Source organism: Rhizobium sp. CFBP 13644 (genome assembly GCF_014842165.1).
In the GTDB taxonomy this organism is placed as follows: Bacteria; Pseudomonadota; Alphaproteobacteria; order Rhizobiales; family Rhizobiaceae; genus Agrobacterium; species Agrobacterium tumefaciens_C.
Window position 1 is genome coordinate 54,310 of sequence record NZ_JACYVF010000011.1, and the last position, 19,152, is coordinate 73,461.

Sequence of the window (19,152 nt, forward strand, 5' to 3'; positions counted from 1 at the left end):
GACGCACTACTGTGAATCCTACAATCGCCACCGGCGATGCGTTGGTGAATGATCCCGGCCGTTCGAAGGACGGCTTCCAAGGGCGCAATTATACGTCGCTGGCGCGACGTGTTGCTGACAGAGCCTGATAATGCCGCCGCTCCCGACGAACCCTTTGATGTCGTTCGCAACCAGGGAGAACTCCGCCGTGGCCGTCCCTCACTTCTCCGTCAGCATCGTCGCCCGTGGCTCCGGCCGCAGCGCCGTCCTGTCGGCGGCCTACCGGCATTGCGCCAGGATGGAGTTTGACCGGGAAGCCCGAACGATCGACTACACCCGCAAGCAGGGGCTCCTGCATGAGGCGTTCGTGATCCCTGATGACGCGCCGGAATGGGTGCGCAGCATGATGGCCGATCGCTCGGTCGCCGGCGCATCCGAGGCTTTCTGGAACAAGGTGGAGGACTTCGAGAAGCGATCCGACGCACAACTCGCCAAGGACGTCACCATCGCCTTGCCGCTCGAGTTGTCGGCTGACCAGAACATCGCGCTCATGCGCGACTTTGTGACAAGCCACATCACCGCGAAGGGCATGATCGCCGACTGGGTCTATCACGACGCCCCCGGCAATCCCCACGTCCATCTCATGACCACATTGCGCCCGCTGACCGAAGACGGTTTCGGTTCAAAGAAAATCGCGGTAACAGGCCCGGATGGCACGCCAATCCGCAATGATGCCGGCAAGATCGTCTATCAGCTATGGGCCGGTGACACGGAGGACTTCAACGCGTTTCGCGACGGCTGGTTTGCCTGCCAGAACAGACATCTGGCGCTCGCAGGTCTCGATATCAGCATCGATGGCCGCTCCTTCGAAAAGCAGGGTATTGACCTCGAGCCAACCCTTCACCTCGGCGTCGGCACCAAAGCCATCGCGCGCAAGGCCGAGGAGACCGATCGGAAGCAGCAAAGGCCTGCGAGCAAGCTCGAGCGCATCGAGATCCAGGAGCAGCGTCGCAACGAAAACGCCCGCCGCATCCAGCGCCGTCCGGAGATCGTGCTCGACCTGATCACGCGGGAAAAGAGTGTCTTCGACGAACGCGATGTTGCGAAGGTCCTGCACCGCTATATCGACGATGTCGCGCTGTTCCAAAGTCTGATGGTCCGTATTCTGCAAAGCCCTGAAGCCCTCCGGCTGGAACGCGAGCGGATCAACTTTACGACTGGCATTCGTTCTCCAGCAAAGTACACCTCGCGCGAGATGATCCGGCTTGAAGCCGAGATGGCCCATCGTGCAACCTGGCTGTCCGGCAGCACCTCTCATAGCGTCCGAAAGGCTGTGCTGCAGGCGACCTTTGCGCGCCATTCCCGTCTGTCGGAGGAGCAGCGAACGGCAATCAGCCATGTCGCTGCGCCCGCGCGGATTGCCGCTGTCATCGGTCGCGCCGGCGCTGGCAAGACGACGATGATGAAGGCGGCGCGCGAAGCCTGGGAAGCGGCTGGCTATCGCGTGGTCGGCGGTGCCCTGGCTGGCAAAGCCGCCGAAGGTTTGGAGAAGGAAGCGGGCATCGTTTCCCGCACGCTGTCGTCGTGGGAGCTTCGCTGGAACCAGGGTCGCAACCAGCTCGACGACAGATGCGTCTTCGTGCTGGACGAGGCCGGTATGGTCTCGTCACGGCAAATGGCGCTGTTGGTCGAAACCGTCACCAAGGCTGGCGCCAAGCTCGTCCTTGTCGGCGATCCGCAACAGCTTCAACCGATCGAAGCGGGTGCCGCCTTCCGTGCAATCGCCGATCGCATCGGCTATGCCGAACTCGAGACGATCTATCGTCAGCGCCAGCAGTGGATGCGCGACGCCTCGCTTGATCTGGCGCGCGGTAACGTCGGCCAGGCGGTCGATGCCTACACCGCCCAAGGTCGAATGATCGGTTTGAGGCTGAAGGACGAGGCCGTCGAAAGCCTGATCGCCGATTGGGATCGCGATTACGATCCTTCGAAGACCAGCCTGATCCTCGCACACCTTCGTCGTGATGTGCGAAAGCTCAACGATATGGCCCGCGCCAGACTTGTCGAGCGTGGTGTTCTCGAAGACGGTTTTGCCTTCAAGACAGAGGACGGATCTCGCATGTTCGCGACCGGCGACCAGATCGTGTTCCTCAAGAACGAGGGCAGCCTTGGCGTCAAGAACGGCATGCTCGCAAAAGTGCTTGAAGCCGGTCCTGGCCGGATCGTTGCCGAGGTTGGCGACGGCGAGCATCGTCGCCAGGTCACGGTCGAGCAGCGCGTCTACAACACTCTCGATCATGGTTATGCGACGACGATCCACAAAGCCCAGGGCGCCACCGTCGACCGCGTGAAAGTCCTGGCATCCCTCTCGTTGGACCGGCATCTCACCTATGTGGCCATGACCCGCCATCGCGAGGATCTCGTCGTCTACTATGGCAGTCGCTCTTTCTCCAAGGCGGGCGGCCTCATTCCGATGCTGTCGCGCCAAAATGCCAAGGAGACGACCCTCGATTACGAGCAGGCGTCGTTCTACGGCCAAGCCTTGCGATTTGCCGAGGCCCGCGGCCTGCACCTCATGACCGTCGCCCGCACGATCGCACAGGATCGTCTTCAATGGGCCGTCCGGCAAAAAGACAAACTCGCCGACCTCGGCACCCGTCTTGCCGCCATCGGCACAGCGCTCGGACTGGCTCGCGGCAGCAACAAACACGCCATCACCGATACAATCAAGGAGGCCAGGCCCATGGTATCAGGCATCACCATCTTCCCGAAATCGCTCGACCAGACTGTCGAGGACAAGCTCGCCGCGGACCTCAGTCTCAAGACGCAATGGGACGACGTCTCGACCCGTTTCCATTTCGTCTATGCGAACCCGCAAGCAGCCTTCAAGGCCATTGATGTCGACACCATGTTGAAGGACCAGTCGATCGCGCAGTCCACCCTGGCAAAAATCGCGCAAGACCCAGAGAGTTTTGGCACCCTCAAGGGAAAGACCGGTCTATTCGCGGGCCGCCGCGATAAGCAGGACCGGGAAAAAGCCATCGCCAATGTGCCGGCGCTCGCCCGAAATCTTCAACGTTACCTTCGTGAGCGGGCCGAGGCCGAAGTCAAACATGAGGCCGAGGAGCGCGCGGTTCGACTGAAGGTTTCGGTCGACATCCCGGCGCTCTCTCCATCTGCCAGGCAAACGCTTGAACGCGTGCGCGATGCCATCGATCGCAACGATTTGCCCGCAGGTCTCGAATACGCGCTCGCCGACAAAATGGTGAAGGCCGAACTCGAAGGCTTCGCCCGGGCGGTGTCCGAGCGTTTCGGGGAGCGGACCTTCCTGCCCTTGGCCGCGAAAGACACCGGCGGCAGGACGTTCGAGACCGTCACAGCAGGCATGACAGCCGGCCAAAAGGCTGAGGTCCAGTCCGCCTGGAATTCCATGCGGACGGTGCAGCAGCTTGGCGCGCATGAACGAACGACCCAAGCGCTCAGACAGGCCGAGACGCTGCGGCAGACGAAGAGCCAGGGGCTCTCGCTCAAATGACGGCGGGAACTGGAACGCGCCGGGCCATGACCGCTCAGCAGCGACGAGCCATAGTGGGTCTGGCGATAATGGCCGTAGCTGCCATCCTGCTGGTGGTTACCGCCGTCTCCGGCGGCTATCGCATCAATCTGACCCCGAGCGCGCCACTCGGCCTGTGGCGTATCATCCCGCTTCATCGACCGGCAGCAGTCGACGACCTCTTGTTCATCTGCCCACCGGAAACGGTGGCGATGCGTGCAGCTAGGGCACGAGGTTATTTCCACTCTGGTTCCTGCCCAGGCGGTTTCGCACCGTTGATTAAGACAGTGATCGCCGTTGCAGGACAACATGTTGAAATCGGCGACAGCGTGAGCGTGGATGGAAGGAGGGCCCCCTCCTCAGATATCGCACTGCGCGATGGAAAAGGTCGGTCGTTGACGCCCTTTCCGAGTGGCACCATTCCGCCAGGACATGTCTTCCTTTACTCCTCGTTTCCAGGTTCTTACGACGCCCGATACTTCGGTCCGGTGCCCGCCTCCGGCGTTCTCGGTCTAGCGCAGGAGGTTCTCACCTATGCGCCGTGAGTACCTTCGGGCGATGACACTCGTTTTCGCTTCCATCGCGATCGGCGTGGTTGGCTGGAGCGGTCACGCGTTGCTTTTGCCGGTCGCGCTTGGATTTCCCGTTCTTTGGTCAATCGCGCGAACGAGATTGGTCGCGGCATTTGTCTCCGCCGGATATTTCCTGGCCGCCTCGCGAGGTTTGCCACAGGGCGTCGCCGCTTTCTATTCGTCCGATATCTGGCCCGGCTTGTTGCTCTGGCTGTGCGCGTCGTTGGGCTTCGTTGCCGTGCATACAGTAGTTTGGACAATAAACAGCGGAGCCCGTCCGTTTCGCTATCTTGTGGCAGCAGGTGTCATGGCCATCCCACCATTCGGCATCACGGGCTGGGCGCATCCCGTCACAGCCGCAGGTGTTGTGTTTCCGGGATGGGGATGGTGGGGACTTGCGTTCATGACAGCTGGCCTTGCGGGCCTCGTAACCCGCATCTGGCCAGCTGTTGCCATTGCCTTGACAGGCTTGTGGCTTTGGTCCGCCGCGATCTGGACCGATCCGACCCTACCTGAGGGATGGCGCGGCGTCGATCTGCAAATGGGCGCTTCGCTTGGTCGGGACGCCGGTCTTCAACGCCAACGTGACTTGAGAGCAACGTTTCAGAATGCGGCCAGCGATGGCGCACGTTACGTGGTGCTTCCCGAAAGTACGCTTGGCTTCTGGACACCGACTGTCGAGCGGCTTTGGGCAGGCGCATTCCGTGCAAGCGGGGCGACGGCCATTGCTGGTGCCGCGCTGCTTGACGCCACCGGGTATGACAATGTCCTGGTCGCGATCGACAACCGGGGTGGCCGCATCGTTTATCGGGAACGTATGCCGGTTCCTGGCGCGATGTGGCAACCATGGCGATCCTTGTTGGGGCAGAGCGGTGGAGCACGGGCGGATTTCTTTGCGAACCCCATAATCCCGATCGGGGCCAATCGGGCAGCGCCGCTGATCTGCTACGAGCAACTGCTCGTTTGGCCGATCCTCCAGTCCATGCTGCACGACCCGGATTTTGTCGTTGCCGTGGGAAATGGCTGGTGGGCCAGAGGGACGTCGATCATTGCCATCCAGCGCGCCACAGCGACATCGTGGGCAAAGCTCTTCGCAAAACCGCTTGTTGTTGCCTTTAACTTTTGAAAGCCGAGGAACACTCCATGCTCGACGCCGCACTTATAAAAGAATGCGCAGACCCTTCCCTCAAGCTCGCGATGGTGGAGCAGTTCATAGCCGCCGCCGGCTCCAGTGATCCCCTCGCCGTCACTGTGAAATCCGGCGGCCGATTGATCCTCGTTCCGAAAGCCGCATCGGCCGAGGAGGCTTTGGCGATCGTGCGGCAATATGCCGGTCACGCCGTCGTCCGTGTTGGGCTGACCCAATTCCCCGCGGGTGTGGGAGTAAAAGAAACGGCAGATCTGAAATCCGACCTCGTTGATGCCTGCCAAAACCTTCGCAAAGGCACGGCGATGTTCGCCAAGGTGCTTAGGATCGTCGCCAAATGGTATGGCAATCCTACGAGCAACGAGGTGTTCCCGCAGATATTCGAGGACGCGCTCTACGCTTGGAAGACTGGTGAGTTCGAGGGTGTGAGTGTGTTTCAAGCGGAGAATCCGGGTGGGGCAATAACCAACCAAAGGGAACTGCAAGCCGATACATCGGAGACGGATACGGTCGATACCGAGGCCCCCGTGCAGACTGGGGACGAAAAGAAAATCGGCACTGCGGAGATGCGGGTGGACTTATCTCGCATCGGTGGTCAGCCATAGCGTTGAAGTCGTCTTCCCGCGAGGGATGTTGATCGACCTACTTCGCAGCGTTCTTCCGAAAGCATCAAATTAGTGTGCTTCCAACGCATGAAATTAGTGTGAGCCAGATATCCAGTGTCGGCACACTGGTATTCGGATCGATCTGTCCAAATTAGCGGGGTTTGTTCTTCACTCTGGTAGTGCATAGCGCGTCAGCAGAGCCTCGCCATCTTCGATGGCAATTTCGATCACCTCGTTCACCAAGTCCGGGGAACCGGCGAGTTCCTGCAAAACGAGCGCGAACAATTCTCTCTGCTGCACTGGTAGGACCTGCGGCACGATGAGCACAAGGCCAGCGTGCAAATCCTGTCGCGCATGGAGTTTTCTGAAATCACGGGCGTTGTTCGTAACGAAGGTAAAGTCTTCCGCAACGATTCGGGGCATAAGATCCCAGTCGGTCTCGCCGCTCAGGCCCAGCCAATTGACGTGAAAGCAATCGTGACCGTGCTCTTGAGCCACGGCTACAAGAGACGTGTGCAGGCATTCATCGACGAGAAACTTCACGAGGTCGTGCTCGATGGCTCTTCGTTGCCAGCCTTTCTAAGAGGCAAGCGCTTCACTGATTTGACGTTCAAACCCTGTTCCGACAACTTTCGTGGCCGCCCACGGGCAGGATGAGCCGCTACCCAGATTTCGGCGAGATCCACCATACGCGTAGTAAGAGCTGGATAGCCCTCGACGATCTCGTCCGTAGCGGCGCCTTGCAATTTCATCGCAGCGATCGTTCGGACTGGAACGCGCGTGCCTTTGAAGACCGGCTCGCCGCCAACCACGCCTTTCACGCTGTGTATGATCTTGTCCGCTTCCCTGAGCGCTTCGCCACGCGCGGTTAAATGCTCCCTCGCTCTCGCAACGTCGACGATCAGATAGTCGTCCGCTCTGACGGTGTCGGCTTCAGGATTTTCGTCGATGGCGGCAAAAAGGCGCTTCCTGCGTTCGGCGGAAAGGATTGAACCGACGCCGAACCAGAGCTTCAGGCGCAACAGATCGTCGTCAGTGATCGCACGGCTGCGCGAATTGGAAGACAGACTTCCAATGATTCGTTTGTCGATTGCGTTATGTACCGATTTAATGCCGATCTCACTCACGGCAGCCGCCTCAGTGGGCGTATATTCACGAAGTGCTGCAACCATAATCGTTCTCCTTGAGGAGAATATATACGATACTGGCGTAATCTCAAGGCCGTCGGCTCGCTCTACTCTCTCTCGTTTACTGGACAAATTAACTCGACGTGGCTGACATCCAAGGCCTGAGCGAGTTCATAAAGCGTAATCACGGTCGGGTTGCGCCGCCCTCGTTCTAGACTACTCAGGTATTGTTGACTGAAACCAGAGCGCGCCTCAACCTCTTCCTGGGTCAGGCCTTTCTCCCGACGCAGGCGTGCAAAGTTCGAGCCGACCAGTTTGCGCATGTCCATGCGCAGAAGATCGCTGTTTACACACTTTGAGTTTATCAACTAAAGTATGTAAACGCTCTTCCGATCTGCGCTGATGGTTCGAGTTGGAAACGGTTTCCGTGTAGACCCAAGAACCGAGCCTATTCCTGGACTCAGTGATTGCGGATGTAAGGGTTGGCAATTTATATGGGTGAACCGTCGGTATCAGATGGTGCGAAATGACGTTAGGAGCGGAGGGATGAATAATGCAGGCTCAGCCGACGGTAACGACGAGGCAGAACACAAAGAATCACAATTCACCTTAATGCAAAAGTCAGAATTGGAAGCTCTGGCGATCGCTGCGATCAAAGTGCACCGCCGCCTAATCGACGCCGACGAAGCTGTTTACGAAGAATGGACCCGCGCCTCATCTGATCCTACGGCGTCGAGCGCTGTAGTCGAAAACTTGCAGCGAGAATACACCGCGCGCCAGCAGAAGTCTGAAGCCCAGCAAGAAGAACTTTCGGAAATAATTGATGCGCTCGGCTACGTGCCTGACGTTGCCCCAGATGTTGACGATTGACTCTATAGCAGACCGTGGTCCTTGGCGATTGCGACGAGGTGGGGAACAGTCGCCGCTTCGAGCTTCTCTCGCGCCTTATCCAGATAATGCTGCACCGTCCTCGATTTGATCCCTGTCAACATTGCGGTTTCCGGCGCGCTTTTGCCTTTTGTCGCCCACATGAGACACATAGCCTCTCGTGATGAAAGCACTTTTTTTGGCGAAATGATCGTCGTCGCAGCAATGATCTTTAAACGGTAATGGATCGCTAGAACTGCCCGGTACGCTATGTGCGGATCCTGCAACTTTGAAACGTCAGTTGTCAGGGCTGAGGATGCAAATGTTAGCATCATCGTCGATCCGAAACTTCCCTCAACGGGTATCGTCACGCCGCTCCTGATGCCGTGATCGACCGCTTGCTCACGAAATCGTCTGAGTTCGGAACTTCCACGATCCGCCCAATTGTCAGCCGTCCACGAGAACAATTCCATGCGACGTTTGCCTTCCGTAACGACGGGATCAATGCGGGAATATCGGCTTTTGAGATAAACGCCCTGCCAATCTTCTGGATAAGAATTGAAGGTGCGCAGGTCCAACCCCTCGGTATGGAGATATGCGAAACGCTCAAAGCCACATGCATGCGCAAATATCTTCAGTGCACCTTTGATCATGCGCTCATCATGCGCGGCTTCAGTCATATCAATGAGTGAGCGAATGTGACCGTCCACTAACTTTCTCCTATGCGGCGAATGCGAGATGGCCCGAACCAGGCGACACCGAAATTTCTTAAATATAAACTGTTCGGCCATAGGCCATTCTGCGAATGCAGCGACGGATCTGAGTTTACGACGAGATCGCCAAAAAATGTTGCGATACTGATAATACTCAGCTTTTCCGAGCGTTTCTAGAGTTAACTGTCAAAAAAGTGACATACTAACGCAGAATCTTACTAGTATGTACAATCTGTGATTGAAAATATCGACGTGAAATCTACCGTATGCTATAGGTCGAGGGAAAAATCATGTCTTGGTCAACAAGGACGTTGAACTTGTAGCCCGGTCGGATGTTGATCGTCGGCTGAACGTTCAGGTTTTTCGATATCGTTTCTTCCGCAACGCGACCGAAGCTCTCGGCGAAATTTCGCCGTGCCGCGTCGGAGGCTGTATCCTGTGTCGCTAGCGTCGAACTTTGAGGCATCGACATATCGATCCCGGTTCCGATCAATGCCACCAGCGCTGCCGAACCGAAAGTCCTCCACAGACGGCGATCGACCTTGTCCCGGAAGCCGCCATATCCTTCGGCATCCGTGCCGGCCATGCCGCCGATTTGCAGAGTAGATCCATTTGGGAAAATAAGGTCCGTCCAGACCACAAGAACGCGCTCTTGGCCAAACGATACCTTTGAATCGTAACGACCGAACAGCTTTGCACCCTGCGGGATGAGAAGCCGGTGGCCGGTGGCACTGTCATAGACGTTCTGGCTGACCTGAGCAGTTATACGGCCCGGCAGGTCAGAATTGAGCCCAGTGATCAATGTGGCGGGAATGACCGATCCGCGCTTCAATTCATTGGGTGACATCTGCGGCACGACCTGGTTTAGCAGATAGCCGAGATCCTTGATGTCCTGGTTGAAAAAATCCTCCTTCGATGCTTGCCCGTTCTGATCTGCGTTCTGTCCCATCAAGCCGGATTGCAGTGCCGCATCATATAGATCGGATGTCCTGTTCGCAGCGCTGGTGGCTGGCTGTTGGCCAGTGTCACTTTTGGTATTCACGGTACTATCGATATCCGAAACGTCGACCTTCAGCGGCGAATCGAGCGCTGTGGCACGAGCCTGAATGCGGGCCATGCGTTGGCGCTGCGCCTCTCGCATATACTGTTCATCCTGCTCTCGCTTCAGGCGAGCCTTCCAGACCTCTTCCGGTTCGAGACTTTGCCCACTTTCTTCTCGCTCAACTGACTGGCGCTCGACGATCGGTTGCTGCTTCTCCGATTTTTCCATTTCGACAGGTGCCGGTTGGAAAACCTCCTGTTTGTCCGGCTCACCGATAATTCCATCGGAAATACCCCGCTTGAGTTGATCCCCGAAACTAGTCGCGGGGCTGTTCGAAGCGTCATCGAAGTTCCCACGATTGAAAGAAAGTCCGCGCAGTGACAGGCCAATCACAACAACGCCGATAAAGACCACGACGACAATGATTGCTATGATGATCGGCAAGCGGTTGAGTCGGCGCATGCCATTCTGTTCGTCTGCGTGGCTGGACGTGCCGAGCTGGAGCGACTGAACCATTGTAAATCTCCGTCAGTTGCGCTGCATGATCGAAAGCGGACTGGTTGGCGCCGCGCCGGCCGCACTCGGCGCATATGCACGGCTCAGTGCTATCGATGAAGTTGATACGCGGGCCAGAATTTGTCCGTCGAAGCCCTCGATTGCATAAGCAAGCTCGATGAGCGTGGCGGTCTTAGATACCTTGCCGTCCGGGACGACCCTATAGCCCCAGCCCTTCAGGGCTGCTTCGAGGGCAGTCCCGAATTCCGACTTATCGTTGTGCATGACAATCGTCGTGGTTCCGCCAGCCGAGCCGATCTGCTCAGCCAAGCGGCTTGCCATGTCGCCTGCGACCGCGCTCGCGGCTGGTCCGCTTATGGAAACGGGGGCAGAGCTGGTTATCAAGGTGTCGTCTGCCGTCTGGCAACCAGAGAGAAACGCACCCGCAACACAATATGCGAAAAGCTTGCGCATGGTCAGCCTCCCCGCCAGATGGTAATCTTCTGTTGCCGCCAACCAACGCCTGATACGAGGATCGCCTTGTCGATCGCATAGTCGACCGTCATCATGTCGTTCTTCATCCGGTAGTTGACGATACGGTTTTGACCGGCTGAAACGACGAAGAGCACAGGTGCGTCCTGTCCCGAAATAGACTTCGGGAACTGGATATAGGTCTTCACCCCGTCGGAATAGACCCGCTTCGGTTTCCACGATGCGCCGCCGCTCACCGAATAGGAGAAGTTCAGTTTCTCCGGCGCAGTGCCCGGAATACCCGCCGTTTCGAGACGGGAATTGATGTCGGCGAGTTTGTTGGAAACATCTTCCGGATACTCGAACCCGACCCGCGCCATGTACTGGCTTTGATGGGATTTGAGCTGAATGTGATAGGTGCGACGGGAGGTCGTGACGACCATTGAGGTGAGAAGGCCTGGTTCCGACGGTTTGACAATGAGATGGATCGCCTGTCCGCTTGTCGCCCCCGAAGTGGCAGGTTCCACCTTCCACCTCACCGTGTCGCCGACAAGTACGTCGCGGACAATCTCCCCACCCTGAAGTTCGATGTCGCAGACCTGCAGTGGAGAGCAGATAACGGACGGTTGGGTCTCGCCGAACAGAAAGATGACCTTGCCGTCCGGACCTGTCGTGACAAGCCCCGGTGTGCCGCGCCATTTCCGTGAAAGATTTATACCTTTCAGTTCGTTACTCGTCATGCTCTGAGCATATGCGCCCCCTGCAAGGGTGGCCATGCAGACGGCGGCTGCCAATCGTAGTCGTGTTCGGTGCATTGAAAATCCCCTGCCCTTAAAGCTGTGCTGTCCAATCGAAATCCCGGACGTAAAGGCCGATTGGATTGAGGCGGATCGTCGCCTCATCCTGAGGCGTGGTGATCGTTACAGTCGCGATCCCGCGAAACCGCCGCGTGCCGGTTTCCTTGCCCTTGCGGTCACGCTCATATTCGGTCCAGTCGATCTGATAGGTTTGGTTTGAGAGCGCAACGATGTTGTTGACCTCGATCGCAACCGTCGAAGCTTTTGCCTTCTCAAATGGAGAATTGCCTCGGAACCAGGCGTTGACCTTCTCGGTCGACGGGTCGGAGGTGCGAAGAAGCGCGTAGGTGCGGTCGATATATTGTTTCTGCACCACTGCGTCCGGGGTGATCGAGCGAAAACTTGTGACGAAGGTTCCGAGCGTGGCGCGCACCACGCGCACGTCGGCATACTCGATCTGCTGTGGAAAGCCTGCCGTGACGGCGGTCCCAAGCTTGTCGACCTCGACGATGTACGGCACCAGTCGCACCTGCGTGCTCAGATACATCGCATATCCAAAGCCGATCACAGCCATGGCCAGCCCAAGGACACCTACGATACGCCATGCGGCTGCCGCTCTGACATACGAGCCATAGCGTTCACTCCATTCCTGGCGAGCGGCAAGATACGGGTTTTCCGGTGCGCGGTTTGCGGCCATTTGTTCTTCCATTGTTTCGATTATTGTTTGTCGTTGCGTTCGGGAAGAGGTTTGGGGCCGCTGTGAGCTCCACGCTGTTCGTCGAGCTTTGCGTTGGCCAAGCCGAGGATGGACCCCGCATAGGCACCGGGCGAACCGATCGCTTTTTCCTTCGCGGCGGAACCCGCAGCCTGCGCGCCGGAGCCGAAGCTTGCGCCTATGCCGCGCATGGCAGCTCCAGCGACCGATGAGCCCCCAGCGCGTGCGGCTTGTGCCGCCGCAAATCCCGCGCCTGCCGCGCCGGCGGCGAGAAAGCCAGCGCCTGCGGCGAAAGACGCCGCCTGGCCTCCGTGACGGATTGCTTCCATTCCTCCAGACACTGATGCGCCTTGGACAACGCCTTGGATGATGTTCGGGACATACATGGCGATGATAAAGACCACTACGGAGATACCGGAAATAGCCAACGTCGTGACAAACTGGTCCGACGATGCCGTGGGCGCTTGGGCGAGACCAAGCAGAACGCTCGATCCGATCTTGGCAATCATCACCAGGGCCATCAGTTTCATTCCGACACCAAAGGAATAGACGAGGTAGCGGACGGCGAAGTCTTTGGTGAAGGACGAACCGCCCAGTCCGAGCATGATCATGCCGGCGAGCAGTCCGACATACATCTCAACCATTACCGATACGAAGATCGCTGCAACAAGTGAGAACGAGATGACAACGATGCCCATGGCGAGAACTGCCGCGATCGCAAGGGCATTGTCTTCGAACACCCCGAATTGTGCCTGCCCTGACATTTGAGACGCAACGCGTATGCCGGCATCGAAGACCTCAGCGGGCGACGCTGAACCGCCGCCGGCACCAATCTGGAAAAGGCTGTCGACTACAGCTCGCGCAAAGGTTGGACCCTGCGCCAAGACAAAGGCAAAGAACCCGATAAACATGATCCGCCGGACCAGTTCGGCGAACCAGCTGTCTAGCGTGACGGATTGAATCGCCAGCCAAACCGCCGCAATGCCGATCTCGATCGTTGCGAGAATCCAGAACAGCGATCTCGCAGCGTCCATTACGGTAGTCTCCCACCCCTTCGCAGCGGTCGAGACTTGGTTTTCGAGTTCCGTGAGAACCTGTCCTTCCTGCGCGAACACGGGAACAGCAAAGGCTAGGACATAGAGACCTATCATCAGGAACGAGCGTGCGGCGGCTATTTTCACCATCTCGGGCGCATCTCCTGACCTTCCTTGATTGGCGGCAGTTCCCTGTCAGAGCCAAAAAAACCTTCCCAGGCGGCGCGCTGCGCTTGCGTCGGTGGGGGTGTTCCTGTGTTTCGGGAACTGACGATCAGCACCGTTGCAACCGAAGCGGCAACGGCGAGCAGCAAGGCAACGGGCAAGGCACGGCTCACCAGCGAGGCTCCATCTTCTGGCCCTGCGGCACGTTCTTGACCTCAGCGTTGAAGAACTTTTCACGCCGTGCCTGTGCAAGGTCCTTGTCGGTTTGTTCTGTCTGCAGCCACGTCCCCATCATCGTCATCTGTTGGGAGACGAGACCGCGAAGCTTCTGCATTTGTGCGACTTGCTGAGCCGCGATCTCATGCCCGACCTGCAGAGCTTTCACCTGCCCATCTGCCGTCTCGGACATTGACCGTAGTGACGACATCGTATCTTCTTCGCTATCGAATTGGTCGGCCGTAAGACTAGCCGCCCTCAGCGAGCTGGCGATCGTGTCGCGGTTGGTGTCCGACCAGGACTGGTAGGTCGAGGAGAACGTTGCGTTGTCGGGTAAACTCGTCCTGAGATCAGCGTAACTCTCAAAGCGCTGATGAAGAACATCATCGGCATTCCCCAGAGAAAATGAGATGCTCTGACCCTGTTCGACAATGCTGCGTAGCTGGTTGAGATCGCTTTCGACCTCTCCCCAGACATAACTGGGAAGCTGCGCCGTGTTTTGCAGCATGTTCTCGTAGATTTTCAGCTGGTTCTGGATCTGCGCCGCAAGCTGGCTGATCTGGGTCAACTGATTGTCGACCTGGATGCCGGAGCTTTTCATAAGGTCTACGAGTTGTGCGTTGTTGGCCAGCTGCGTCCATTCCGTTGCGGCACCAGTGGCTGAACCGGCTTGCACCGAACCTTGATTGACAACCGTGATGGCGAGCGCCGCCGCCAGGCAGGCAATCCTTCTATTCGTACTTGAGTAGCGATGCGGCATCGTGAACTCCTCTCGTTTCAAGCCAGCGGATCGGCCATTCACGGCCGTGCTCGGATTTAAGGATGCGGACCCGTTTGAGATCCTCTTTGCCCGTCGCGCCGACAAAGCTCAGGGCGACCGGCCCAAGCGACATGTTGAAGAGCCGCCGGCCTTCCGGCGTGGCGACGTAGTACTCGCGCTTTGGTATCGCCGTTGCGACGATCTCGATCTGCCGCTCATTAAAACCGATATGCTCGTAGAATTTGCGCGTCCCGGACTCGCGGGCGGCGCCGTTTGGAAGGCAAATCTTGGTCGGGCAGGATTCTTTCAAGACGTCGATGATACCGGACCGTTCGGCGTCCGAGATCGACTGGGTCGCAAGGACGACAGCGCAATTCGCCTTGCGCAACACCTTGAGCCATTCCCGGATTTTGTCGCGGAAGACCGGGTGACCGAGCATGAGCCAGGCTTCGTCGAGTACGATCAGGCTCGGCGAACCATCCAGACGCTTCTCGATCCGCCGGAACAGGTAGGTCAGCACGGGCACTAGATTGCGCTCTCCCATATTCATCAACTGCTCTATCTCGAAGGTTTGGAAGGTTCCGAGCGTGAGACCGTCCTCCTCCGCATCGAGAAGCTGACCCATGGCGCCATCGACGGTATAGTGATGCAACGCGTCCTTGATTTCGCGCAACTGAACGCCGCTGACAAAATCCGAGAGTGAGCGGCCAGATGCTTTTGCCATGAGGCCGACCTGCCGAGAGATGGCGTTGCGATGATCCGGGGTAATCGTAATACCCTGCAGACCGACCAACATCTCGATCCACTCCGACGCCCAGGCGCGGTCGGCATCGGTCTTGAGTTCGGACAATGGGCAGAAAGCCAGGCCCCTCCCCTCTTCCGCAATGTCACCACCGATCTCGTAGTGATCGCCGCCGGCAGCGAGTGTCAGCGGAAGCAGCGAGCTACCTTTATCAAATGCGAAAATCTGCGCATTTTCGTAGCGGCGAAACTGCGCGGCGATCAAGGCAAGAAGTGTCGACTTGCCTGACCCTGTCGGACCGAAGATCAGCGTGTGGCCGACATCATCGACATGCAGGTTTAGGCGGAACGCAGTCGAACCGCTCGCAACTTGCATCAAGGGCGGGGAATTCGGCGGGTAAAACGGGCTTGGGGAGATCGGGCTTCCGGACCACACCGAGTTAAGCGGGATCAAGTCGGCGAGATTGTTGGTGTTAATCAGCGGCTCACGGATGTTGCAGTACCAGTTACCAGGCAGACTGCCGAGATAGGCGTCAGTAGCGTTGAGCGTTTCAATCCTTGCCCCGAAACCTTCTGCCTGGATCAGTCGTCGGATCGCTTCGGCCTTCTCCTGCAGTGTTTCGCGATCGCTGTCGAACAACACGACGACGGGCGTATAGTAGCCGTATGCAACAAGCTTCGATGAAGCCTGCGCGATCGCGTCCTCTGTTTCAGCGACCATTGTCATCGCGTCCTGATCGACCGAGCGGCTTTGTGTCTGGAAGATCTGGTCGAAGAACGGCCGGACCTTCTGTTGCCATTTCTTGCGGGTGCGTTCGAGCTTTTGCCGAGCTTCCTCTGCGTCGAGAAATATGAATCGTGACGACCACCGATAGGTCAGCGGCATAAGCTCAAGGCTGTTCAGGATACCCGGCCAGCTTTCGGCCGGCAAACCGTCGATCGCAACGATGCCGAGGAAACGGTTATCAACTTTTGGCGTCAGCCCGTGCTCAAGCTCGGCGGTTGCGATCCAGTCGAGGTACATGGGGACATCGGGAAGCCGGACCGGGTGGCTTTCGCCAGTGATGCAGAACCTTGCGAACTGAAGGAGTTCGTCATAGCGAGCAATCCTCTCCCCTCCCCTCTCGATCGTTTCACGGGTTTCCATTCGCCGGATTGAAAGGGTGTTGGCGAAATACTGCTCAACCTCTCGTATGGCGCTCTTGAAGACAAAGAGCACCGTGTCCGCGTAAGACTTCTTCCGGCTCTCTTCGTCTGAATAGATATATTTGCTCAGAGAGGTTCTCTTGGACGCGAGTGGTCGGTAGGTCAGGACGATTGCGTGCTTGCTCTCAAAGTGTCCCTGCTCACGCTCGAAATGTGCCCGTCGCTCGGCGTCGATCGCGCGGGTCACCGGGTCGGGAAAATGGCAGCGGTCTTCTGACGGATAGTCGACTGTTGGAATACGGATAGCCTCTACCTGGATCATCCACCCGCTTCCAAGTCGCGACAGGACCGCATTTATCTGCCGCGAAAGTTCGTTGCGCTCCGGATCGGTAGCGCTTTCGGAATCTGGCCCCGCGAAGTACCATCCGGCCATCAGGCTCCCATCCTTCAGGAGCAGGACACCATTGTCGACGAGACCAGCATAAGGAACGAGATCGGCAAACGAGGGCCCGGTTACCCGGAAGCGCTTGAGAGCTACCATGGCCGCCACCTCAATACCGTCGCCAGGGCGAAGTGGTCGCCTTGTAGGTGGGCTTGTAAGAAACGTGTCTGATATAGACCTGGCGCATGAGCGGGTCGGACTTGGCCATTATCCTCAGCGCGCCAACGATCACGACCCAGACAGCAACACCGAAAAGTGCCGAGTAAACTGTCATTACGACAAAGATCAGGATCACGGCCGCAAGGCCGGTGATCAGCACCAGCTCCCTGTCGGCGCCCATCAGCAGATTTGGGCGAGACAGCGCCCGATGGATGCGGTTACGCCGCAGGCCGGACAGGGACTCAGCCATGATCCCCCTCCCCTCCTACGTCCGGAACAATCGGCATCATCTCCACGCCGGTCAGTCCGATCGACGCACCGGTCGCGCCGAACAAGCCGACGATGTTGGTAGCGCCGAGAAGAATGCCGGCAACGAGGACGACGTAGACAAGTCGCCGCGCGAAATCGTTTAGCTCACCACCAAAGATGAGCATTCCCCCGGCGATCGCCACGGCTGCAAGCGCGATCGCACCCGCGACAGGCCCGGTGATCGACTCCTGAATCTGCTGCAAAGGACCTTCCCAGGGAAGCCCGCCTCCGGAACTGGCCAGCGCTGGCGCAACCGAGGCAAAAACGATGGGTGCCGCCAAGAGCGCGGCGGCGATGAGGGTATGGTTACGCGACATCGCGCGCCTCCTGTTCTTCCGTGAGCTGATCGGATTCGATTTCGTACTGTCCGTTGATGAAACGCTCGACCTGGATGATATCGCGTACGATCCGCCCGCGCGGTGTTCGCTCGATGGAGATGACCAGGTCTACCGCTTCTCCGATAACCTCGTGCATCGGCTGCTGGCTCGCTTCAGCGGTCAGCTGCTCGAGACGCCGCAGCGCTGACATGGCGGTGTTCGAATGAATGGTCGCTACGCCCCCCGGATGACCAGTGTTCCAGGCTTTAAGCAGTGTAAGAGCTGCGCCGTCGCGGACCTCGCCGACGACAATCCTGTCGGGACGCAGCCGCATTGTGCTCTTGAGCAATCGCCCCATGTCGATCGTATCACTGGTATGCAGGACGACGGCGTTATCGGCGGCGCATTGTATTTCCGCAGTGTCCTCGAGAATAACCAGACGATCCTCGGGGGCCGATTTGACGATTCCGTCGATCACCGCGTTCGCAAGCGTCGTCTTACCAGAGCCCGTCCCACCGGAAATGATGATGTTCAGCCTCGCTGAAATGGCGCTACGGATCGTGGCGGCCTGGTATTCGGTCATCACACCTGTGCGAACGTAGTCTTCGAGTGGAATGAGGCGTGATGCGCGGCGCCGGATGGTGAATGCGGGCTTTGCGACAACTGGAGGCAACAACCCCTCGAAGCGGTGGCCGCCGATTGGCAGTTCGCCTGAGATAATCGGTTGCTCGGTGTCCACTTCGGACTGAAGCGCATGCGCCACAGTCCCGATCACCATCTCCGCTGCTGCAGATGACATCTCGCCAGCCAGCGCAACGCCATGGCCCAGTCGTTCGATGAACAGTCTTCCGTCCGGATTAAGCATGATCTCGACGACAGTCGCGTCATCCAGGGCGATACAAAGCTGATCGCCCAGCGCTTCCTGAAGTTTGCGGACAAGTCTGGGATGAGAGCGAAGCTGGTTCACCAATGTCTCCTAAAGCTACCTGACCGAGAGGGGTCGAGTTCAGAACAGTAGTCGGAGGGTCGAAGCCTCGCGAATGTGTCCGCGTCGGCGGGAAGTGTGCCAGCGACCGCTATTGTCACACCGATTTTCTTCGGCTCGCCCAAACGCCGCAAAGGCCATCCGACGCGAGCGAGGATTCTCTCAAACCGAAGATCGGTTACTGTGACGATCTCGGTGTACCCATTGGTCATGCACCATTCGACGATGCCCGCGAACATGGTCAGCGTTGCCTGGTGGACCGAGCCTGTTCCCCTCCCCTCCGCGAGAGTGGTATCGACGCAAAACCGAGAACTTTCGATCATCGCTGCATGACCGATGAGCTGACCGTCTGGGAGAAGCGAGGGGAAAACGTCGGACACCATCGTCGGACCAAGCGCCGGGAGAAGTCTCGCGCATCCCGCCAGTTGGTCGGTCTCGGTAATCGCGATAACGTAGGTCGGTTGAAGGGCATCGAAGCCGTCCGACTCGCACCCTGCCGTTACGTCGACCTCCCAGCCAAGGCGATCGGAAAAAACCCGCGCACGAAGCTGGTATTGGAGGTGAAGGAGGCGAGCTTCCTGAATCGTCCGGGGTGTTGAGAACGCGACTACCTGCATGACTTTCCTCCGTCATTGGTGGACGGTTTGGAAATCAGCACAGATTCGAACGGATCGGCAGTTGTATAATCCTACAAGTCGAAGCGTGAGTCGGATCCCTGTCACAGACGTTGTCGCGCCGTGTCTTTCTTTCCAAGTCGCTTTGCACAGGAGTCTTTGTAGGATTCACAGTAAAACG

21 protein-coding genes are annotated in these 19,152 nt (G+C 58.0%); 5 read left to right on the forward strand and 16 right to left on the reverse strand.

Annotated elements, in window-relative coordinates; genetic code table 11:
• The first annotated feature begins 187 nt into the window (after positions 1-187).
• Genes traA through IFT53_RS21225 form a run of 4 tightly spaced genes read left to right on the forward strand, consistent with a single transcriptional unit; the run spans position 188 to position 5,856 of the window.
• Positions 188-3,514 carry a Ti-type conjugative transfer relaxase TraA gene (gene traA, locus IFT53_RS21210; RefSeq protein WP_192067573.1) on the forward strand — a complete coding sequence of 1,109 codons (3,327 nt, stop codon included), beginning with the start codon at positions 188-190 and terminating at the stop codon, positions 3,512-3,514.
• 26 nt (positions 3,515-3,540) lie between these two features.
• A complete protein-coding gene (gene traF / locus IFT53_RS21215) occupies positions 3,541-4,077 on the forward strand; it encodes a conjugative transfer signal peptidase TraF (protein ID WP_042615884.1) in 537 nt (178 codons plus the stop codon).
• The gene (locus tag IFT53_RS21220; protein ID WP_192067499.1) at positions 4,067-5,230 is read left to right on the forward strand and encodes a conjugal transfer protein TraB; all 1,164 of its coding nucleotides are present in this window, start codon (positions 4,067-4,069) and stop codon (positions 5,228-5,230) included. The genes traF and IFT53_RS21220 overlap by 11 nt, the downstream gene beginning before the upstream one ends.
• A 17-nt stretch (positions 5,231-5,247) precedes the next feature.
• Complete coding sequence (locus tag IFT53_RS21225; RefSeq protein WP_192067498.1) at positions 5,248-5,856, forward strand: TraH family protein; 609 nt, start codon at positions 5,248-5,250, stop codon at positions 5,854-5,856.
• Between the two features lie 168 nt (positions 5,857-6,024).
• Here the strand turns inward: IFT53_RS21225 and IFT53_RS21230 are convergent, their stop codons facing one another.
• From IFT53_RS21230 to IFT53_RS21240, 3 genes are all read right to left on the reverse strand, one after another.
• The gene (locus IFT53_RS21230; protein ID WP_192067496.1) at positions 6,025-6,399 is read right to left on the reverse strand and encodes a DUF5615 family PIN-like protein; all 375 of its coding nucleotides are present in this window, start codon (positions 6,397-6,399) and stop codon (positions 6,025-6,027) included.
• Complete coding sequence (locus IFT53_RS21235; RefSeq protein WP_192067494.1) at positions 6,396-7,028, reverse strand: DUF433 domain-containing protein; 633 nt, start codon at positions 7,026-7,028, stop codon at positions 6,396-6,398. Before IFT53_RS21235 ends, IFT53_RS21230 begins: the two co-directional genes overlap by 4 nt.
• Positions 7,029-7,090: 62 nt before the next feature.
• Positions 7,091-7,312, reverse strand: coding sequence for a helix-turn-helix domain-containing protein (locus tag IFT53_RS21240; RefSeq protein WP_065661784.1), 222 nt, complete (start codon positions 7,310-7,312; stop codon positions 7,091-7,093).
• A gap of 217 nt (positions 7,313-7,529) precedes the next feature.
• On the opposite strand from IFT53_RS21240, the gene IFT53_RS21245 reads away from it, so the two are divergent.
• Complete coding sequence (locus IFT53_RS21245; protein ID WP_065661785.1) at positions 7,530-7,853, forward strand: transcriptional repressor TraM; 324 nt, start codon at positions 7,530-7,532, stop codon at positions 7,851-7,853.
• Positions 7,854-7,855: 2 nt separating this feature from the next.
• Here IFT53_RS21245 and IFT53_RS21250 read toward each other — a convergent pair whose 3' ends face one another.
• The 13 genes from IFT53_RS21250 to traI form a co-directional block, all read right to left on the reverse strand.
• The gene (locus IFT53_RS21250) at positions 7,856-8,560 is read right to left on the reverse strand and encodes an autoinducer binding domain-containing protein (protein ID WP_192067571.1); all 705 of its coding nucleotides are present in this window, start codon (positions 8,558-8,560) and stop codon (positions 7,856-7,858) included.
• Between the two features lie 262 nt (positions 8,561-8,822).
• The gene (gene trbI, locus IFT53_RS21255) at positions 8,823-10,121 is read right to left on the reverse strand and encodes an IncP-type conjugal transfer protein TrbI (protein WP_192067493.1); all 1,299 of its coding nucleotides are present in this window, start codon (positions 10,119-10,121) and stop codon (positions 8,823-8,825) included.
• Between the two features lie 12 nt (positions 10,122-10,133).
• Positions 10,134-10,574 carry a conjugal transfer protein TrbH gene (gene trbH / locus IFT53_RS21260; protein ID WP_192067488.1) on the reverse strand — a complete coding sequence of 147 codons (441 nt, stop codon included), beginning with the start codon at positions 10,572-10,574 and terminating at the stop codon, positions 10,134-10,136.
• 2 nt (positions 10,575-10,576) lie between these two features.
• Positions 10,577-11,386 (reverse strand): P-type conjugative transfer protein TrbG, encoded by an 810-nt coding sequence (gene trbG / locus IFT53_RS21265; RefSeq protein ID WP_192067487.1) that lies wholly within the window; start codon positions 11,384-11,386, stop codon positions 10,577-10,579.
• Positions 11,387-11,402: 16 nt separating this feature from the next.
• Positions 11,403-12,065 (reverse strand): conjugal transfer protein TrbF, encoded by a 663-nt coding sequence (locus tag IFT53_RS21270; protein WP_192067485.1) that lies wholly within the window; start codon positions 12,063-12,065, stop codon positions 11,403-11,405.
• Between the two features lie 20 nt (positions 12,066-12,085).
• The gene (gene trbL, locus IFT53_RS21275) at positions 12,086-13,267 is read right to left on the reverse strand and encodes a P-type conjugative transfer protein TrbL (protein WP_192067483.1); all 1,182 of its coding nucleotides are present in this window, start codon (positions 13,265-13,267) and stop codon (positions 12,086-12,088) included.
• Complete coding sequence (gene trbK / locus IFT53_RS21280) at positions 13,261-13,455, reverse strand: entry exclusion protein TrbK (protein ID WP_192067482.1); 195 nt, start codon at positions 13,453-13,455, stop codon at positions 13,261-13,263. Before trbK ends, trbL begins: the two co-directional genes overlap by 7 nt.
• On the reverse strand, positions 13,452-14,258 hold the full coding sequence (trbJ, locus tag IFT53_RS21285; protein WP_192067480.1) for a P-type conjugative transfer protein TrbJ: 807 nt from the start codon (positions 14,256-14,258) through the stop codon (positions 13,452-13,454). Before trbJ ends, trbK begins: the two co-directional genes overlap by 4 nt.
• Positions 14,230-16,686, reverse strand: coding sequence for a conjugal transfer protein TrbE (locus IFT53_RS21290; protein ID WP_192067478.1), 2,457 nt, complete (start codon positions 16,684-16,686; stop codon positions 14,230-14,232). The genes trbJ and IFT53_RS21290 overlap by 29 nt, the downstream gene beginning before the upstream one ends.
• A 10-nt stretch (positions 16,687-16,696) precedes the next feature.
• Positions 16,697-16,996: a conjugal transfer protein TrbD gene (locus tag IFT53_RS21295; RefSeq protein ID WP_042615771.1), complete on the reverse strand. Its 300-nt coding sequence runs from the start codon at positions 16,994-16,996 to the stop codon at positions 16,697-16,699.
• Positions 16,989-17,372: a TrbC/VirB2 family protein gene (locus IFT53_RS21300; protein WP_192067477.1), complete on the reverse strand. Its 384-nt coding sequence runs from the start codon at positions 17,370-17,372 to the stop codon at positions 16,989-16,991. The genes IFT53_RS21295 and IFT53_RS21300 overlap by 8 nt, the downstream gene beginning before the upstream one ends.
• A complete protein-coding gene (trbB, locus tag IFT53_RS21305) occupies positions 17,362-18,339 on the reverse strand; it encodes a P-type conjugative transfer ATPase TrbB (protein ID WP_192067475.1) in 978 nt (325 codons plus the stop codon). Before trbB ends, IFT53_RS21300 begins: the two co-directional genes overlap by 11 nt.
• Positions 18,336-18,974 (reverse strand): acyl-homoserine-lactone synthase, encoded by a 639-nt coding sequence (traI, locus tag IFT53_RS21310; RefSeq protein WP_192067473.1) that lies wholly within the window; start codon positions 18,972-18,974, stop codon positions 18,336-18,338. The genes trbB and traI overlap by 4 nt, the downstream gene beginning before the upstream one ends.
• Positions 18,975-19,152: the final 178 nt, after the last annotated feature.

Excerpts from the sequence above, each read along its gene's own strand:
- IFT53_RS21300 (WP_192067477.1), bottom strand. The coding sequence starts at position 17,372 with ATGTCGCGTAACCATACCCTCATCGCCGCCGCGCTCTTGGCGGCACCC.
- traF (WP_042615884.1), top strand. The coding sequence starts at position 3,541 with ATGACCGCTCAGCAGCGACGAGCCATAGTGGGTCTGGCGATAATGGCC.
- IFT53_RS21290 (WP_192067478.1), bottom strand. The coding sequence starts at position 16,686 with ATGGTAGCTCTCAAGCGCTTCCGGGTAACCGGGCCCTCGTTTGCCGAT.
- trbJ (WP_192067480.1), bottom strand. The coding sequence starts at position 14,258 with ATGCCGCATCGCTACTCAAGTACGAATAGAAGGATTGCCTGCCTGGCG.
- IFT53_RS21240 (WP_065661784.1), bottom strand. The coding sequence starts at position 7,312 with ATGGACATGCGCAAACTGGTCGGCTCGAACTTTGCACGCCTGCGTCGG.
- trbH (WP_192067488.1), bottom strand. The coding sequence starts at position 10,574 with ATGCGCAAGCTTTTCGCATATTGTGTTGCGGGTGCGTTTCTCTCTGGT.
- trbG (WP_192067487.1), bottom strand. The coding sequence starts at position 11,386 with ATGCACCGAACACGACTACGATTGGCAGCCGCCGTCTGCATGGCCACC.
- IFT53_RS21295 (WP_042615771.1), bottom strand. The coding sequence starts at position 16,996 with ATGGCTGAGTCCCTGTCCGGCCTGCGGCGTAACCGCATCCATCGGGCG.
- IFT53_RS21235 (WP_192067494.1), bottom strand. The coding sequence starts at position 7,028 with ATGGTTGCAGCACTTCGTGAATATACGCCCACTGAGGCGGCTGCCGTG.
- IFT53_RS21225 (WP_192067498.1), top strand. The coding sequence starts at position 5,248 with ATGCTCGACGCCGCACTTATAAAAGAATGCGCAGACCCTTCCCTCAAG.
- IFT53_RS21270 (WP_192067485.1), bottom strand. The coding sequence starts at position 12,065 with ATGGCCGCAAACCGCGCACCGGAAAACCCGTATCTTGCCGCTCGCCAG.
- traI (WP_192067473.1), bottom strand. The coding sequence starts at position 18,974 with ATGCAGGTAGTCGCGTTCTCAACACCCCGGACGATTCAGGAAGCTCGC.
- IFT53_RS21245 (WP_065661785.1), top strand. The coding sequence starts at position 7,530 with ATGAATAATGCAGGCTCAGCCGACGGTAACGACGAGGCAGAACACAAA.
- trbL (WP_192067483.1), bottom strand. The coding sequence starts at position 13,267 with ATGGTGAAAATAGCCGCCGCACGCTCGTTCCTGATGATAGGTCTCTAT.
- trbI (WP_192067493.1), bottom strand. The coding sequence starts at position 10,121 with ATGGTTCAGTCGCTCCAGCTCGGCACGTCCAGCCACGCAGACGAACAG.
- IFT53_RS21220 (WP_192067499.1), top strand. The coding sequence starts at position 4,067 with ATGCGCCGTGAGTACCTTCGGGCGATGACACTCGTTTTCGCTTCCATC.